Genomic DNA, 16,753 nt, shown 5'->3' with positions numbered 1-16,753 from the left:
TTCCGGCCTGCGGGGCCTGCGGGGCCTTTCCGGCCTGCGGGGCCTGCGGGGCCTGCGCGGCCTGCGGGGCCTGCGCGGCCGGCCCAAACGGCCCAAACGGCCGGCGTCGTGCCGCGGATGCCCCCGGGCGCCGGTTTAGGATGAGCGCATGACCTCCGCCACACCCTCCGCCACGCCCGGCCGGGTGCGCATCGGTGCGCAGATCGCCCCGCAGCACGCCCTCTACCCGAAGATCAGGGACACCCTGGGCGAGGTCGAGGCGCTGGGCACGGACATCGCGTTCAACTGGGACCACTTCTTCCCGCTCTCCGGCGAGGAGAACGGCCTGCACTTCGAGTCCTGGACGCTCCTCGCGGCCTGGGCGGAGCAGACCTCCACCATCGAGCTGGGTGCGCTGGTCAACTGCAACAGCTACCGCAACGCCGACCTGCAGGCCGACATGGCGCGCACCATCGACCACATCAGCGGCGGCCGCTTCATCTTCGGCACCGGCTCCGGCTGGTTCGAGCGCGACTACGACGAGTACGACTATGAGTTCGGCACCGTGGGAACCCGCCTCGACGCGCTCGAAGCCGACCTCCCGCGCGTCGAAGCGCGCTGGGCGAAGCTGAACCCGCCGCCTCTGCGCGACATCCCGGTGCTGATCGGCGGCGGCGGCGAGAAGAAGACCCTCCGGATCGTGGCGAAGCACGCGGACATCTGGCACTCCTTTTCCACCCCCGCTGTGCTCGAGCACAAGCTCGGGGTGCTCTCCACCTGGTGCGACACGGTGGGCCGGGACCTGTCGGAGATCGAGATCTCCACCGAGCTGCGCGGCCGCACCGTGACGGAGGCCGACGAGCTCTACGATCTCGGCGCGCGCCTGTTCACCCTCGGCCTCTCCGGGCCGCTCTACGACCTGGCTCCGCTCGCCGACTGGCTCGCCTGGCGCGACAGCAAGAATGCGCTCTAGACGGCCCTCCGTGCCCGTTCGGTATCCCGCCACCGAGGACTGTTCCCGTTTCGGACAACTGATGCTGGTGTGCCGGCAACAGTTGTCCGGAAGGGGAACAGTTGCCGCCGTGCACGCCGTTCACGGCCTTCCGACGTACGGGAGCCGACCGGATCGACGGAGTCAAGGCCCCGCTGCCTGTGCGCGCACTGGCGCAGCTGACCTGCCACGGGTTACCGAAATGTGCAGGCGGGTCAGGGGGTGGCGGGGAGGCCCGTGCGCAGTTCCCGGGACAGTGACTTCACGACGGCCGGCAGGCTGCCCCCGTGTGCCTCGGCGACGCGCAGCTGTCGCTGGTAGCTCGCACCCTCGGTGATGATCCGGTTGAGGCTCCGCAATTCGTCCACGCAGCCCAGCCGCTCGGCGACGGGGGAGAGGATGCCGATCAGCCGGAACACATCATCGGTCACCAGGCTCTCGGCACCCGCGGCATTCGTGATGATCTCGGCATCCAGGCCGTAACGGGCCGCCCGCCATTTGTTCTCGCGAACGAACCACGGCTGCATCGACTCCACTGCCTCGCCGGCGTCGAGCCGGGTGGACATCCAGTCGACCAGGCACTGGATGAACGCGGCGATGGCCCCGAGTTCCTCCGTCGTGGACACGCCGTCGCAGGCGCGCACCTCGATCGTCCCCCACCGCGGCGACGGGCGGATGTCCCAGCGCACCTCGGTCACATCCTCGATCACCCCGGTGGCGGTCATATCGGCCACGTAACGCTCCCAGGCCTCCCAATCCTCCAGGATCCACGGCAGGCCGGCGGTGGGCAGCTGCTGGAACATGAGGGCCCGGTTGGAGGCGTAGCCGGTGTTCACGCCGGCCCAGAACGGGCTTGACGCGGACAGGGCCTGCAGGTGCGGCAGGTAGCCGAGCAGGCCGTTCAGGATGGGGATGACCTTGGCCTTGTCCTCAATCCCGATGTGCACGTGGATGCCCCAGATCATCATGTTGCGGCCCCACCACTGGGTGCGGTCGATCAACCGGTGGTAGCGGGCGTTGTCCGTGACCTCTTGGTCGAACCACTGGCTGAACGGATGCGAACCACTGCAGATGAGTTCGACGCCCCTCGGATCCGTGATCGTCCGCACCTCGGCCACCTGGGCGGCCACATCCGCGACGGCGCCCGCAACCGTTCGGTGCACCCCCGATACGAGTTCCACCGTGTTCAGGAGCAATTCCCCGGTAATGCTCGGATGTGGCGTGCCGTCGGGCGCGGCCAGAGCGGTCAGGACTTCTTCGGCCAGGCAGACCAGGTCGCCGGTGTCGCGGTCGACAAGGGCGAGTTCCCACTCGATGCCGATGGTTGACCGCTCCGACCGGGCAAATTCGATCCCCATGCGCGGTCCTTCCGATCCTGGTGCACCCGTGCGGGTCTGGTTGTGTGCCAATCCTGACACCGATTGGCGAGCCGGCGCCACAGCCGGCGCCACAGGCCCCGTTCCAGGCCCCGCTCCGACTTCCGCCCCAGCGGACGATTATCACAAAGCCGTCGATGTCTGGCAGAATGATTAGTCGAGTTCTCTTGCGTCCGACCCTCTACTCAGGCGCAGGAAAAAACCTTATTGAGCTTGTGCCGAGTGTGCCCCCACGCTCACGGCCCTCAGTTCGCCAAAAATCAAATACACAGGAGAATTGTGGCTGTCAAAATTCGTTTGAAGCGCATGGGCAAGATCCGTGCACCGTACTACCGCATCGTCGTTGCCGACGCGCGCACCAAGCGCGATGGTCGTGTCATCGAAGAGATCGGCATCTACCACCCCACGCAGGAGCCCTCCGTCATCGAGGTCAAGTCCGAGCGTGCGCTGTACTGGCTGGGCGTTGGCGCACAGCCGACCGAGCAGGTTGAGGCTCTCCTCAAGCTGACCGGCGACTGGGGCACCTTCAAGGGCGACAAGAACGCCGTCAGCACCGTGAAGTTCAAGGAGCCGAAGGTTCCTTTCGTCGCTGACGAGAAGAAGAAGCCGGTTCTGAAGCCGAAGGCTGACAAGCCTGTGGCGAAGGAAGAGGCGCCCAAGGAGACTGAGGCTGCCGCAGAGGCAACCGAAGAGGACAAGGCGTAATTTTGCTCGCTCCCGCGCTCGAGCACCTCGTCAAGGGGATCGTCGATCACCCGGACGATGTGCATGTTGTCGCCCAGACGTCCCCTCGAGGCGAGGTGCTCGAGGTTCGTGTGAACCCCGAGGACCTCGGCCGCGTGATCGGTCGATCCGGGCGCACCGCCAAGGCGCTGCGCACCCTCGTGGCCGCGCTGGCCGATGGCCGGCGCGTGCGCGTTGACGTCGTCGACACCGATTTCTGAACTGGTGAATGAGTAGTTGGATATGAGTTCGGTGAACGACAGCACGACTCCGCGCAGGCAATTGCGGGTGGGGCGCCTCACCAAGGCGCACGGCCTCAAGGGAGCGATCAAGCTGGAATTGTTCACGGATGACCCGGGACGTCGTTTCGTCCCGGGTGCCGTGTTCACCCTGCAGGTGCCCACGGGTTCGCCCTGGCACGGCAAGAAAATCGAGCTCGTCGAGCTCCGCTGGTACAACCAGCACGCGGTGGGCTTTTTCAAGGATGTCCCCGACCGCGAAGCCGCCGAAGCCCTCGCCAAGGCGATCCTCTGGATCGATCAGGACGACGCGGAGCAGTCCGGCGAAGAAGACGCCTGGTACGATCACCAATTGATCGGCCTCGCTGTCGTACGCGACGAAGTGAAGATCGGTACCATCGCGCGGCTGGAGCATCTCCCCGCGCAGGACCTCTTGATCGTGAAGACCCCTGCCGGCGAGGTCATGATCCCGTTCGTGAAGGCGATCGTGCCGTCGGTCGACATCAAGTCCGGCATCGTGACCATCACCCCGCCTCCCGGCCTGCTCGAAGAGCTCCCGGAGGAACCGGACGACGACGACGCCGACGCCGCTGGCAACAACACCGCAGCCACGGCTGCCCCCGAGACCGAATCAGAATCCCAGGCCGAAGTCGACGGAGTCCCCGGCCAGAGCTGAAGCACCCCTCTGGGGAGAGGCGCGCCGCGCCCGACCGGCTCCCCACCTCGTCACGACGCGGCAGACCCTTTTCAAGGAGTACCGTCGCATGTCGTACGTCAAACCGAACCAACTCATCGATGACATTATTCAATCCGGTCTCCGTAAAACGAGACTGACATTAGGTCAAATGGCCGTGCGGGGTGTGCTCGCCGGGGCCATCCTCGGAGCGGCCACGACAGTCGCATTAACCGCCGCAGCCCAGACCGGCCTGCCGATCGTCGGGGCCGTGCTCTTCCCCGTCGGCTTCGCGGTGATCCTCCTGCTCGATCTCGAACTGGTCACCGGTAGCTTCGCCCTTATCCCGCTCGCAATCATGGAGGGGCGCGCGACCCTCGCTCGGGGGCTGCGGAACTTCTTCGTGGTGATCCTCGCCCACCTCGTGGGAGCCGTTCTCTACGCCGTCCTCTACACCACGTCTATCACCTACCTCGGCACGGACATGTCCGACCCGATGGTCCAGGCACTGATCAATCTGGCCGAGCACAAGGTGCTGCCCTATGAGGCGGTCGGCGCCGGCGGCATCCTCGTCGTGGTGATCAAAGCCATGCTGTGCAATTGGATGGTGGCTATCGGCACCATCATGTTCTACACGTCGAAGTCAACGGGTGGCAAGATCGTTGCGATGTGGCTTCCGGTGACCATCTTCTTCAGCCTCGGACTCGAACACGCGGTCGTCAACATGTTCGCCATTCCGGCCGGCATCATGGTCGGTGCGGACGTCACGATCGGCGAGTGGTGGGTCTGGAACCAGGCACCGGTGCTCGTCGGCAACTTCCTGGGCGCCATCCTGTTCACCGCATTGCCGGTCTATTTCTCGCACCGAACGCGCGTGAACCGGGTCAAGGAACCCCTCGCAGCACCGGTTTCCGTGCCTGCCGAGTCCGTGCTCGATCGATCGTAGACTTCTCCCGTGCGTATCGACATCATCACGATCTTTCCGGAGTTCTTCTCCGTCCTCGACGTCTCCCTGGTCGGCAAGGCCCGGCAATCGGGGCTGATCGACCTCCGGGTGCACAATCTGCGCGACCACACCCACGACCGGCACCACTCCGTCGACGACACGCCCTACGGCGGCGGCGCCGGCATGGTGATGAAGCCGGAGCCCTGGGGTGATGCTATCGACGACATCCTCACCCATGTGTACCCGGTCGCCGATCTGACGGATGCGCCCGATCTGCCCACGGCGACGGATGCCGGTCCGCTCCTGATCTTCCCATCACCGGCCGGTGAGCTGTTCACGCAGGCCATGGCCCGAAAGCTGGCCGAAGAGCCCAACCTCATCTTCGGCTGCGGTCGCTACGAGGGAATCGACCAGCGGGTCTTCGACCACTTCGCCGAGGCGGGCCGGGTGCGCCTGGTCAGTCTGGGCGACTACGTGCTCAATGGGGGAGAGGTGGCCGTGATGGCCATGATCGAGGCCGTCGGCCGCCTGATCCCCGGGGTCGTCGGCAACCCGGAAAGCCTCGTCGAGGAGTCCCACGAGGACGGCCTCCTCGAATACCCGAGCTATACGAAGCCCGCAGCCTGGCGCGGCCGTGACGTTCCGCCGGTGTTGCTGAGCGGCAACCACGGCGCCATCGCCGCCTGGCGACGCGAGCAACAGCTCGAGCGAACGGCCCGGGTGCGCCCCGACCTTCTGCCGCCAGCGAACTGAGCTCGCCCGCGCGGGCCGTCCGGGTAGTCTGATCTCGTGTTCGTACGCAGGGTCTTCTACTACTGGCAGTTCATCGCCGTGCTCGTGCTGCCGGCCTGGCTCCTGGTCGGCGCCTCCGTCTACGGAAGCGGCGGCTGGGACGTGGTCGGCAGCTTCTTCACCGGCCTCGTGGTCGGGGTGAGCCTCCTCGCCGTGAGCCTGATCTTCTTCGCCCGTTCCGAGGTGCGCAGCACCCGCACGGTGTCGTGGGCGGACGTGGGCGTCCTCACGCTCTGGCATGGATTGATCGTGGCCATGGGCTTCACCTACGGCGTCGCACCGGGGCTCGCCGCACTGGTAATCCTGGTCGGGCTCGGCGCGTTCTGGTTCGCGATCTGGGAGCTTGTCGATGCGGCCCGCCGCAGTATGCGGGCCATGATGCTCCTGGTCGAGGAGACCGCGCGGGGCCCTATGGTCCCGCCGACCATGCCGCCCACCCTCCCGCCGACCGACGGATTCATCCCCACGCGGGATCCGAGCGTCATCATCGTCCCCGAGCAGCTGCTCCAGCCGCACGAGGACCCTCCCGGCGGGAACAACTCCGGAACGTCGCCGGGGACCTGACCCGCTAGGCCCGGCTTTTGCGGGAACGATGCGTTTCGTGACATAATCATCGTTTGTGCCGTGGCAAGCCTCTGCCACAGGGGAGCTGCAACGTATCGGCACGCATCACACTCATTCATTTGCTGATTCGCGCGCCCGGCGTGACGCATCGCATAAGCCGTAGTCGTCCTGTGGCGGATACAGAGAGCGAACAATATGCATATTCTCGACCAGGTGGATGCCCCATCCCTCCGCAAGGACATCCCGGCGTTCCGCGCCGGCGACACCGTCAAGGTCCACGTCAACATCGTTGAGGGCGCTCGCTCTCGTGTTCAGGTCTTCCAGGGAGTCGTCATCGGACGCTCCGGCGAAGGCGTGCGCGAAACGTTCTGTGTTCGCAAGGTCAGCTTCCAGGTCGGCGTCGAGCGTACCTTCCCGGTGCACTCCCCGGTGATCGACCACATCGAGGTCATCACCCGTGGTGACGTGCGTCGCGCGAAGCTGTACTACCTGCGCAACCTGCGTGGCAAGAAGGCCAAGATCAAAGAGAAGCGCGACTGATACCCGTCGCAGTCGACTCTCAGCTTTAGCTGGATTCCCCCTGAGCTCCTCACCCGTACACTGGGTCAGGAGCTCAGGCGGTTTAATGACAGACAATTCTCTGCCCACGCGATCCAATCGCCTGGGAACAGAAACGAAGCGCAAGAAGCGCGGCGTTGCACTCTTTATTCGTGACCTTCTGGTCATCTTCGTGGTGGCACTGCTCATTTCGTTCTTGATCAAGACGTTCCTGGTTCGCTCGTTCTACATTCCCTCCGGGTCGATGGAAACCACGCTCCTGGTCAACGACCGCATCATCGTGAACCAGCTGGAACCGAAGTTGATCCCGATTGAGCGCGGCGACGTCGTCGTCTTCCGGGATCCGGGCGGCTGGTTGCTGCCGCAGGAGGCCCTCGAGCGGAACCCCGTCATCGCCACCGTGGACTGGGTGATGGCCGCGGTGGGTCTGTCGGCGCCGGACAGCAACGACCACCTCATCAAGCGCGTCATCGGGCTGCCCGGCGACCACGTCACTTGCTGCAACCCGCTCGGACAGATGAGCGTCAACGACGTGCCGCTCTCCGAACCCTTCGTGTCGCTGCCGGCCGGGGAGACGAACGTCTCGCAGGACGACTTCGACGTCGTCGTTCCGGACGGGTCGCTCTGGGTGATGGGCGACAACCGCTACAACTCCAAGGACTCCCGCTACAACACCGAGACCCCCGGCAAGGGGTTCGTTCCCATCGACAACGTCGTCGGGCGCGCACTCGTGATCAGCTGGCCGACCGCGCGGTGGTCGTGGCTCGACGACTACTCGGAGGTCTTCCAGGGTATTCCCGCGGAGACGAGGTAGGTGGCGGTCGTGGACCCGACCCTCGACGTCGAACGGGCGCTGCTGGCCGGTGGGGCCACGTGCGTGATCGGGGTCGACGAAGTGGGCCGAGGTGCCCTCGCCGGGCCGGTCGGCGTTGGTGTGGCCGTCGTCAACTCCTCCGCCCTGGCCTTCCCTGCCGGATTGCGGGACTCCAAGATGCTCAGTGAGCCGCGGCGCCGGCTCCTCGCGCCGCTGGCGGCGGCCTGGGCGTCGCACTCCGCGGTCGGGCTCGCATCGCCGTTGGAAGTCGACCGGTTGGGCATAATCGCCGCGCTCGGCCTGGCCGGCAAGCGGGCACTGGCGCAACTGTTCGCCGCCGGGGTCGACATCACCGGTGCCGTGGTGCTGCTGGACGGCAACGACGACTGGCTGAACCGGGCGTTGAGCACCCCGCTCAACGTGGTGACCCGCGTGCGGGCCGACCAGGACTGCGCGTCGGTGGCCGCGGCATCCGTGATTGCGAAGGTGCACCGCGACGCGCTGATGATCGAGGCGGATGCCGCGACGCCGGGCTACGAGTGGGCCGGCAACAAGGGCTACGGCAGCCCTGCCCATATGGCGGCAATCACCCTGCTCGGCCCTGCCCTGCTGCACCGCAAATCCTGGCTGAAGATCACAGCGTAGGATTGAATAACCATGGAAGAAGATGAGTTCGAGGACTACGACCGCGAGGTCGAGTTGGCCCTGTACCGCGAGTACCGAGACGTTGTGGGGCAGTTTCAGTACGTCGTCGAGACCGAACGGCGCTTCTATCTCGCGAACGAGGTCGATTTGGTGCGCCGTGACACGGAGCACGACTTCTACTTCGAGTTGACCATGAAGGATGTCTGGGTCTGGGACGTCTACCGTTCCGACCGGTTCGTGAAGTCGGTGCGGGTGCTGACCTTCAAAGACGTCAACGTCGAGGAACTCGCGTCCAAGGAGTTCGAACTGCCGAAGGAACTCGCCCTCGACGAGTAGCACAACGAATACTCAGGCCGGAGGGCCTGCACACTCGGCGCAACGATGCGGTCGAGAACGAAGGGTATGTCTTTTGCTTCAGGAATCTGATCGCGCTCGGGCCACGTGGATCAACCGGGAAGCACTCGCTGAAGCGATGATCCCCCTGATCGGTCGGTTGTACCGGGAGAACCACGTCGTCACCAGCGTGCACGGCCGAGGCCTGGTGAACCAGTCGGTGATCGGCCTGCTCAAGGCGCACCGCTTCGCCCGGCACATCGACGACGTGGAGTTGCCCCCGGAGGAGACCCTGCCGCTGCTGCAGGTGCTCAGCACGCTGCGGCTCGGGACCGCGTCCATCGACCTCGGCCGGCTGGCCATGGCCTTCAAGCTGGAGGGTTCCGGGCGTGGCCTCGCGGAGTTCGTCCGCGCCGAGCTCGCGGACGTCGTCGACCGCCAGGGTGACGCCGTCAGCGCCGGCACGGATGTCGTGCTCTACGGTTTCGGCCGGATCGGCCGTCTCCTGGCGCGCATCCTGATCGACCACGCCGGCGGGGGGCAGGGACTCCGCCTGCGGGCCATCGTGGTGCGCCGCGGCTCCAACAACGACATCGTCAAGCGGGCGAGCCTGCTGCGCCGCGACTCGGTGCACGGTCCCTTCGAGGGCACCATCACCGTCGACCCGGTGAACAACACCATCCTCGCCAACGGCACGCTGATCCAGGTCATCTACTCGAACGACCCGGCCACGGTCGACTACACCCGGTACGGCATCCAGAACGCCGTCGTGGTCGACAACACGGGGCGCTGGCGCGACGCCGACGGACTGAGCCAGCACCTGGCCTGCCCGGGTGTCGCCCGGGTGCTGCTCACCGCACCGGGCAAGGGCGCGCTGAAGAACATCGTGCACGGCATCAACCATGACGCCATCACCGCGGACGACACCATCATCACCGCGGCATCCTGCACCACCAACGCGATCACGCCCGTGCTCAAGGCCGTGAACGACCGCTTCGGCATCCGGGACGGCCACGTGGAGACGGTGCACTCGTTCACCAACGACCAGAACCTGATCGACAACTTCCACTCGGGCGACCGCCGCGGGCGCAGCGCCGCCCTGAACATGGTGCTCACCGAGACCGGGGCGGCGAAGGCCGTCGCCAAGGCGCTGCCCGAGCTGGCCGGCAAGCTGACCGGCAACGCCATCCGGGTGCCCACGCCCGACGTGTCGATGGCGATCCTCAACCTCACCCTTGAGCAGGGCACCACCAAGGACGAGCTCAACACCTACCTGCGCACCATGTCGTTGCACTCCGAACTGCACAAGCAGATCGACTACATCGACTCACCCGAGGTGGTCTCCAGCGACTTCCTCGGCTCCAAGCGGGCCGGTATCGTCGATGGCCTCGCCACCATCTGCACCGACACGAAGGCCGTGCTGTACGTCTGGTACGACAACGAATACGGCTACAGCTGCCAGGTCATCCGGGTGCTGGAGGAGATGGCGGGCGTGCATCCGCCGGCCTTCCCGAAGGTGCTGGTCGAGCCAGCGGCCTTGGTCTTAGCCGCCGAGGTCTGAGCCGCCGAGGTGCGAGGCGCCGAGGTCTGAGGCGCCGAGCGGGGTTGATCCGAGACCGGGTCAGCGCGGCCGGGGTTCGCAGATCACGACCGGGATGTCCCGGCCGGTCTTCTGCTGGTAGCCGTCGTAGCCGCGGTAGGCCGCCACGATCTGCGGCCAGAGTTCGGCCTTCTCCGCGGGGGAGGCGGTGCGCGCCCTCAACTTCAGGGTGGTGCCGTGCACGGTCAGCTCGACGTCGGGGTTCGCCACGAGGTTGAGGTACCACTGCGGGTGGCGGTCGTCGCCGCCCTTCGAGGCGATCAGCACGAAGCGCTGGTGCCCGTGCACGGGAGCGGTGAGCATGGTCGTGCGGCGCTTGCCGCTGGAGCGGCCGATCGTGTGCAGCTCTACCGCCGGCATCGACCCGAACGAGGCCAGCAGGCGCCCGCCGGAGGCCGTCAGCACCGCACGGTGCAGCGCGCTCATCGTCTTCATCTGCAGATCCGTCAGTCGATTACGCAGTTCCATGCCTCCAGCCTACGAGGTGCCGCAAGCGGGTGACGGATGTCCCCGTCGCCGTCCCCGCTACAGCGGCAGCGCCCCGGCGATGTCCGCTAGCACGGCCTCCAGGTTGACGTCCCACGTCTCCAGCAGTGCGAACAGCAGGCCGTAGCCCGCATAGGCGGTGACCGGGATGAGCAGTAGCCACTCGCGCAGCGAGCCGGCGTTGCCCAGCACCGGCACGGACCAGTAGCCGCCCGACGACCACATCTGCTCGAGCACCGGCACCCGGCGCCACCATCTGGGCGGTTTCGGGATCCACGGCCAGAACAGGGGAAGCCCGCCGGTGGTGAGCAGGTCGCCCAGCAGGTGCACGCCATAGCCCAGCGTGAAGCAGACCACGAACCACGACTGCTGCTCGGGGGCGAAGACCGCGATGAAGGCCGCCACGGCGAAGCCGATCACCCACGCCAGCCCCCACGACCCCCTCGAGAGGCCCAGTACCTTGGCCGCGAAGGCGATCGCCGCGGCGCTCATCAGGGCCGGGCCGACGCGCACGGGCTCCGTCGCCCAGACCGGCTCCCAGAGCACGAGCCCGATCACGCTGGCGAGCAGCCACGCCGAGGCGAGGCCGAGCAGGCTGTGCAGGCCGTGGCGGTGCCCGCCGGACGCCCGGGAGATCCCCGTGGTAACCAGCCGGCCCAGGAACGGGACGGACTGGGAGACGGTGGCCGAGGTGTGGTCGGCGTCGGCGAGGAGGGCCGCCCCGGCGCAGAGCAGGGAGCCGGCGACCGTGCCGACGGGCGTCACGGGGAAGAGCCCGAGACCGTGCCCCGCGGTCGCCGTGACGGCGATCCAGGCGGCGGCCCCGGTCATGGCATGGTGTGCACCCATCATGAGAGGGGGTCCTAACTGGTTCAGGCCGTCGGGGGCATGCCGAGCCTCGACTGGGCCGATTCAACTGTAGGTGGATTCCGTTCCCCGCCCGTGCCGGCCGGCACTAGCGTGGTGGCATGAACACACCTGTTCCGTCCGCGCCCGCGCCCGGCGCATCATCCGTCGCATCCTTCGCAGCGTCGGTCGCGGCGTCGGTTGTGATGGAGCAGGCGCTCACCCTGGTCCCACTGATCGACGGTCACAACGACTGGGCATGGGAGTGCCGGCAGAGCCGGGACTCCTCCGTGGAGGGGCTCGAGGGCGGTCTGGTCACCGACACCGACATCAAGCGGCTCCGCGCCGGGCGGGTCGGAGCGCAGTTCTGGTCGGTCTACGTGAGCGACGACCACCACGGCGCCGACGCCGTGCAGGGCACGCTCGAGCAGATCGATTGGGTCTACCGGCTCGCCGCGCGCTACCCCGACGACTTCGGCATCGCGCGGAGCGCCGCCGACGTGGAGACCGCCCGCGCGGCCGGGCGCATCGCCTCGCTGCTCGGTGCCGAGGGCGGGCACAGCCTCAACGACTCCCCGGCCGTGCTGCGCATGTTCGCCAGGCTCGGCGTGCGCTACCTCACCCTCACTCACGCGCACAACACGTCCTGGGCCGATTCAGGCACCGACGCACCCGAGCACGGCGGTCTCACGGCCCGCGGCGTCGACTACGTGCGCGAACTGAACCGGCTGGGCATGCTGGTCGACCTCTCGCATGTCTCCCCGGCCACCGCGCATGCGGCGCTCGACGCCTCCGACTCGCCCGTCATCTTCAGCCACAGTTCCTGCCGGGCCCTCAGCGACCATCCGCGCAATGTGCCCGACGGCGTGCTTCGGCGCCTGGCCGCCAACGGTGGGGTGCTGATGCTCACTTTCGTGCCCCAGTTCCTGTCCGAGGACTACTCGGCTTGGTTCGAGGGTGAGCGAACCGGACCGGCCCCCGTGGTGACGCTGACGGATGTCGCCGACCACGTCGAGCACGCCCGCCGCGTTGCCGGGGTGGACCACATCGGCCTCGGCGGCGACTTCGACGGCACCGACGAGTTCCCCGCCGGCCTCGAGGGCGTCGACGGCTACCCCGCGCTGCTGGGTGAGCTGGCCCGGCGCGACTGGCCGGCCGCCGACCTCGCCGCCCTGGCCGGCGCCAACGTGCTGCGGGTGCTGCGCGAGACGGATGCCGCGTTCGCGGCGGCCGGACACGCGGCATCCGGTGCCTCGGTGCCCCGGTTGGTGCGCTGAGCATGCCGGGCGCGCGCGTGCGACCAACCCGGACGTCGACCCGCTCCGAATCAGTGTCATGACTCCCGCCCGACGTCCCGCCGTCATCCTTTGGATCGCCGCCGTGCTGCTCGCGGGGGCGGCGGTCAGCACCGTTCTCGCCCTGGGCGGCGTTCTGAGCCGTGGTCCGGGCGAGGCCGACCCGGGCTCCGCGGCTCGCGCCCCGGGTGAGACCGTGGTCGCCTTCTACGGCGACTCCTACACGCGCGGCACCGGCGCGACGGCCACGGACAGTCGCTGGTCGACCATCGTCTCCGCCGAGCGCGGCTGGACCGAGGTCAACCCGAGCCGCAACGGCCTCGGCTTCGTGAACCAGCGGCGGGCGGGCGACGACCTGGTCGACCAGATCATCGCCGCCCGGCCCGACATCGTGATCAGCACCATGGGGCTCAACGACAATTTCTCGATGCCGTCCCGCGCCGACGAGATCGAGGCGGCGATCATCAGCGACTTCGAGACGATCCGGGTGGCCCTGCCCGAGGCTCGGCTCATCGTCGTGGAGCCGTTCTGGTACACCGAGGAGCGTCCGGACTCGGTGGACCAGATCATCGGCTGGGTGCAGGCGGCCGCGCGCGCCGCAGACGCCGACTACATTCCCGGGGCCTCGCACTGGCTCGACGGGCACCCCGAGTGGATGGCCGACGACGGCCTCCACCCCAACGACGCCGGCTATGCGTCCCTCGCCGGGCGAATGGATGCGGAGCTCGCCAAACTGGGGCTGTAGCCGTTCTTCCCCCGGAGGTCATCCCGCGCGATCGGTTGCCTCGCTCCCGGACTGCCGAACCTGCCTCGCTCCCGGACTGCCGTACCTGCCTCGCTCCCGGACTGCCGTACCTGCCTCGCTCCCGGACTGCCGAACCTGCCGCACCGCGTGGACGCCGGTTCGGCCGAGGCGGGGCACCGCGCCCGGCGTCGAACCAATTCGACGGAGATTTTGGTTCAGAACCGCTTTTTCGGCCGATTCGGGGTCGATTCCGGCAAAATCTCCGTCGAATTCGTTGGTGCGAGGGCTGCTGAAGGGCCGCGGACGCCCCAATCGGCGACCCTGATCGCGGAAAGACTGGGTCGGGCCATTCCTTCGCGCTGAACCGAAAAGTTCGAGGGGTGCGAGCTGCGTCGCACCCCGCACCGTCGTCGGTTCGCGTGGGACGGAACTGCCGAGCTCGGCGGGGGGCTGGTCCTCCCCAAAGGGCGACGCGGCGCCGACCGCACAGTCTTCCGTCATAGCGAGTGCCGGGCGTGCCGGCCCGCCACGCTGGGGGCGGAGGTGCTCGTGGCACGCAAAGACGAACTGGGCAGGCAGGGCGAGGAGTGCGCCGCGGTCTTCCTCGCCGACGCCGGCTACCGGGTGGTGGAGCGCAACTGGCGCTGCGGTCAGGGTGAGATCGACCTGGTCGCCGAGATCGGGGGAGAGATCGTCTTCGTCGAGGTGAAGACGCGCTCGGGAACCCGCTTCGGGCATCCGTTCGAGGCCATCACGGTCGCCAAACTCGGCCGGCTGCGTCGTCTCGCGGCGGCCTGGTGCGAGCAGGCGGATGCCCGGCCCGCGCGCATCCGCGTCGATGCGATCGCCGTGATCATCCGCCCCGGCACCGAACCCGTGATCGAGCACCTGACGGGGGTGTTCTGATGGGGCTCGCCCGCACGCATGCGGTGGCCCTCGTTGGGCTGACCGGGGCGCTGGTCGAGGTGGAGGCGGACATCTCCGGGCAGCTGCCGGGCATCATCCTGATCGGGCTGCCCGATGCGGCCCTGTCGGAGGCGACCGAGCGCGTGCGCGCGGCGGCCAAGAACTCCGGCTGCCCGCTCACCCGCAACAAACTCACCGTCAACCTCTCCCCGGCGTCGCTGCCGAAGCACGGATCGGGCTTCGACCTCGCGATCGCGCTGGCCTGCCTCGGGGCCGACCAGATGGTCTCGGCAGGGTCGGTTGGCCGGGTGGTGCACATCGGCGAGCTGGCCCTCGACGGGCGGCTGCGGCCGACGCCGGGCATGCTGCCGGCCGTGATCGCGGCCTCCCGGCTCGGCCACGGTACGGTGATGGTGCCGGCCGGCAATGTGGAGGAAGCGTCCCTCGTGCCGGGCGTGCGGGTGATCGGCGTCGCCTCCCTGAGGGACGCCGCCATCTGGCACGGCGCCACGCTCGCCCCGATCCCGGTCGACCCCATCCTGGTTCCCCGTGACGCCGCGGCAGAAGCGGCCGAACCCGACCTGGCCGACATCATCGGCAATGACGATGCGATCCTGGCGATGCAGATCGCGGCGGCCGGCGGGCACCACGTGTTCATGGTGGGGCCGCCCGGCGCCGGCAAGACCATGCTGGCGGCCCGGCTGCCGGGTCTGCTACCCGACCTCGACCCGGAGGCCTCCCTAGAGGTCAGTTCCCTGCGGTCGCTCAGCGGCCGCGCCGTCGGGCACGCCCTGATCACCCGTCCGCCGCTCGAGGCCCCACACCACACAGTCACGGCTGCGGCCATGGTCGGCGGCGGCAGCGGGCAGATCCGGCCCGGTGCCGCCGCGCGCGCCTCGCACGGGGTGCTCTTCCTCGATGAGTCGACAAATCAGAAAATTACCCATGTGCATTAAAAGTGCATCTAAGTATTGAATGTGATATCTATTGTCACAACGGCAATATCAGTGATGTTCCGCAGTTTGTTGAGTGGCGGTGATTGAGCGTTCTAGCTCTCCTCCACAAGTCAGGCAGAATTTAGCGTCGACCAGCGGTCACGCGCCATCCAATTCACTGACCGTTAGGAGTTGCCATGGACATTTTGTTCCGTGACATTACCGGAGCCGATCGAGGCTTCAACGTCGGGAGCGACATCCTCTCGACAACGGCTGACGGCGTTTCGCTTCAGTCGATCTGGGAAGAATTCCAAGCTGCCATGTCTGCGTGGAACGCGGGCCGCAGCGCATTCGCCGCACTGTTCACTTTCAACACGACCGACTCGTTCGACCTTGTGCCGCTCGACGGTGGCCGCATTGACCTGGAACTGGCATCGGAGTTCGGCGTGCCGGTTTCGGGTCGCGTTTCTCCAAACTACGGTCGCGTCGGTTACTACCTGGAGTGGTACGACACGGCGGGCAGGTTCACCTACAAGTTCCTTCGCGACGCCAGTGCAGCGCAGGTTACGGCCGTGCAGGTTGCCGCGCAGGAGGCTGACAACCGCCTTATCTTCAAGTCGATCATGTCGGCAATCACGACGCCGACTGGTGGCTCGTTCGGTTCACGCGCAGAGAATGAGTCAGGCCAAACGATCTACTCGCTTTATGCCGGTGCCGCTGACGACAAGCCGCCGATGGCACCTGATGGAACAGCCTTTGTCGCCGGTCACACGCACTTCCTTGTGTCAGGTGCCGCCATCGTCGATTCTGGTGACCTTGACGACCTGCGAACGAAGCTGACCGAGCACGGTCGGGGTCTGAAATCTGCGGGCGAGCGAATCGTGATCCTTGTCAACAAGCAGGAGGGCGCAGTCATTCGCACCTTCCGTGAAGCGACTGGTTCCAGCTTCGACTTCATCGCGACGGCGGACGAGCCTGCGTACCTCACTGCTCTTACGCTGGTTGGTTCGCGCCCGCCGTCGACCTTCAACGGTCTAGACGTCCTCGGCTCCTACGGAGACTCGCTGATCGTCCAAGACTCGCTTGCGAAAGCGGGCTACATGATCGCCGTCGCAGTTGGCGGTGCCAACGTACTTGGCTTCCGGGAGCACCCGGTTGCTAGCAACCGTGGCTTCCGTCTGGTGCAGGACAAGAACATGTGGCCTTGACCCCGGAGAGTGGACACGGGTTAAGCGGCGAGTTGGATCTCTGCGGCCTGTGACGAGTATTGCATCTCGAAGTCCACTGGCGTGACGTGCCCGATCGAG

At 67.0% G+C, this 16,753-nt stretch carries 20 protein-coding genes; 17 read left to right on the top strand and 3 right to left on the bottom strand.

All coding sequences use genetic code 11. The features are described 5' to 3' along the window. Positions 1-148: 148 nt before the first annotated feature. Complete coding sequence (locus E3O67_RS05465) at positions 149-952, top strand: LLM class F420-dependent oxidoreductase (RefSeq protein WP_135102196.1); 804 nt, start codon at positions 149-151, stop codon at positions 950-952. A 233-nt stretch (positions 953-1,185) separates the two neighbouring features. On the opposite strand, the gene E3O67_RS05460 is transcribed toward E3O67_RS05465, so the two are convergent. Then, positions 1,186-2,328: a glutamate--cysteine ligase gene (locus tag E3O67_RS05460; protein ID WP_134432047.1), complete on the bottom strand. Its 1,143-nt coding sequence runs from the start codon at positions 2,326-2,328 to the stop codon at positions 1,186-1,188. Between the two features lie 297 nt (positions 2,329-2,625). On the opposite strand from E3O67_RS05460, the gene rpsP reads away from it, so the two are divergent. The 11 genes from rpsP (at position 2,626) to E3O67_RS05405 (ending at position 10,194) form a co-directional block, all read left to right on the top strand. Continuing rightward, positions 2,626-3,051: a 30S ribosomal protein S16 gene (rpsP, locus tag E3O67_RS05455; RefSeq protein WP_134432044.1), complete on the top strand. Its 426-nt coding sequence runs from the start codon at positions 2,626-2,628 to the stop codon at positions 3,049-3,051. Positions 3,052-3,053: 2 nt separating this feature from the next. Continuing rightward, positions 3,054-3,290, top strand: a complete 237-nt coding sequence (locus E3O67_RS05450; RefSeq protein WP_134425461.1) for an RNA-binding protein — start codon at positions 3,054-3,056, stop codon at positions 3,288-3,290. 22 nt (positions 3,291-3,312) lie between these two features. Further along, positions 3,313-3,984 carry a ribosome maturation factor RimM gene (gene rimM, locus E3O67_RS05445; protein ID WP_134432041.1) on the top strand — a complete coding sequence of 224 codons (672 nt, stop codon included), beginning with the start codon at positions 3,313-3,315 and terminating at the stop codon, positions 3,982-3,984. Between the two features lie 88 nt (positions 3,985-4,072). Next, positions 4,073-4,927, top strand: coding sequence for a formate/nitrite transporter family protein (locus tag E3O67_RS05440; RefSeq protein WP_135102195.1), 855 nt, complete (start codon positions 4,073-4,075; stop codon positions 4,925-4,927). Positions 4,928-4,936: 9 nt separating this feature from the next. Then, the gene (gene trmD / locus E3O67_RS05435) at positions 4,937-5,680 is read left to right on the top strand and encodes a tRNA (guanosine(37)-N1)-methyltransferase TrmD (protein WP_134432035.1); all 744 of its coding nucleotides are present in this window, start codon (positions 4,937-4,939) and stop codon (positions 5,678-5,680) included. Positions 5,681-5,716: 36 nt separating this feature from the next. Then, a complete protein-coding gene (locus tag E3O67_RS05430; protein ID WP_134432032.1) occupies positions 5,717-6,283 on the top strand; it encodes an MFS transporter in 567 nt (188 codons plus the stop codon). A gap of 195 nt (positions 6,284-6,478) precedes the next feature. After that, positions 6,479-6,823 (top strand): 50S ribosomal protein L19, encoded by a 345-nt coding sequence (rplS, locus tag E3O67_RS05425; protein WP_134368536.1) that lies wholly within the window; start codon positions 6,479-6,481, stop codon positions 6,821-6,823. Positions 6,824-6,908: 85 nt separating this feature from the next. Then, complete coding sequence (gene lepB / locus E3O67_RS05420) at positions 6,909-7,655, top strand: signal peptidase I (RefSeq protein ID WP_135102194.1); 747 nt, start codon at positions 6,909-6,911, stop codon at positions 7,653-7,655. Positions 7,656-7,664: 9 nt separating this feature from the next. After that, positions 7,665-8,300: a ribonuclease HII gene (locus E3O67_RS05415; protein ID WP_338145403.1), complete on the top strand. Its 636-nt coding sequence runs from the start codon at positions 7,665-7,667 to the stop codon at positions 8,298-8,300. 12 nt (positions 8,301-8,312) lie between these two features. Continuing rightward, positions 8,313-8,636: a DUF2469 family protein gene (locus E3O67_RS05410; RefSeq protein WP_134432023.1), complete on the top strand. Its 324-nt coding sequence runs from the start codon at positions 8,313-8,315 to the stop codon at positions 8,634-8,636. Positions 8,637-8,709: 73 nt separating this feature from the next. Then, positions 8,710-10,194, top strand: coding sequence for a glyceraldehyde-3-phosphate dehydrogenase (locus tag E3O67_RS05405; RefSeq protein WP_135102193.1), 1,485 nt, complete (start codon positions 8,710-8,712; stop codon positions 10,192-10,194). A gap of 60 nt (positions 10,195-10,254) precedes the next feature. Here E3O67_RS05405 and E3O67_RS05400 read toward each other — a convergent pair whose 3' ends face one another. After that, complete coding sequence (locus E3O67_RS05400; RefSeq protein ID WP_134432017.1) at positions 10,255-10,701, bottom strand: nitroreductase family deazaflavin-dependent oxidoreductase; 447 nt, start codon at positions 10,699-10,701, stop codon at positions 10,255-10,257. Between the two features lie 57 nt (positions 10,702-10,758). Continuing rightward, a complete protein-coding gene (locus E3O67_RS05395) occupies positions 10,759-11,571 on the bottom strand; it encodes a metal-dependent hydrolase (RefSeq protein ID WP_135102192.1) in 813 nt (270 codons plus the stop codon). Positions 11,572-11,687: 116 nt separating this feature from the next. On the opposite strand from E3O67_RS05395, the gene E3O67_RS05390 reads away from it, so the two are divergent. From E3O67_RS05390 to E3O67_RS05370, 5 genes are all read left to right on the top strand, one after another. Next, positions 11,688-12,842: a dipeptidase gene (locus tag E3O67_RS05390; RefSeq protein ID WP_241981994.1), complete on the top strand. Its 1,155-nt coding sequence runs from the start codon at positions 11,688-11,690 to the stop codon at positions 12,840-12,842. 58 nt (positions 12,843-12,900) lie between these two features. Beyond that, complete coding sequence (locus tag E3O67_RS05385; protein ID WP_135102191.1) at positions 12,901-13,605, top strand: SGNH/GDSL hydrolase family protein; 705 nt, start codon at positions 12,901-12,903, stop codon at positions 13,603-13,605. A gap of 543 nt (positions 13,606-14,148) precedes the next feature. Then, a complete protein-coding gene (locus tag E3O67_RS05380; RefSeq protein WP_370260162.1) occupies positions 14,149-14,511 on the top strand; it encodes a YraN family protein in 363 nt (120 codons plus the stop codon). Beyond that, positions 14,511-15,467, top strand: coding sequence for a YifB family Mg chelatase-like AAA ATPase (locus E3O67_RS05375; RefSeq protein WP_135102190.1), 957 nt, complete (start codon positions 14,511-14,513; stop codon positions 15,465-15,467). Before E3O67_RS05380 ends, E3O67_RS05375 begins: the two co-directional genes overlap by 1 nt. Positions 15,468-15,643: 176 nt before the next feature. Beyond that, complete coding sequence (locus tag E3O67_RS05370) at positions 15,644-16,654, top strand: hypothetical protein (RefSeq protein WP_135102189.1); 1,011 nt, start codon at positions 15,644-15,646, stop codon at positions 16,652-16,654. Positions 16,655-16,753: the final 99 nt, after the last annotated feature.

This window comes from Cryobacterium sp. TMT3-29-2 (genome assembly GCF_004564305.1).
GTDB lineage: Bacteria > Actinomycetota > Actinomycetes > Actinomycetales > Microbacteriaceae > Cryobacterium > Cryobacterium sinapicolor.
Note: the sequence above shows the minus strand (reverse complement) of the source record. Positions and strands in the feature narration are given on the sequence as shown.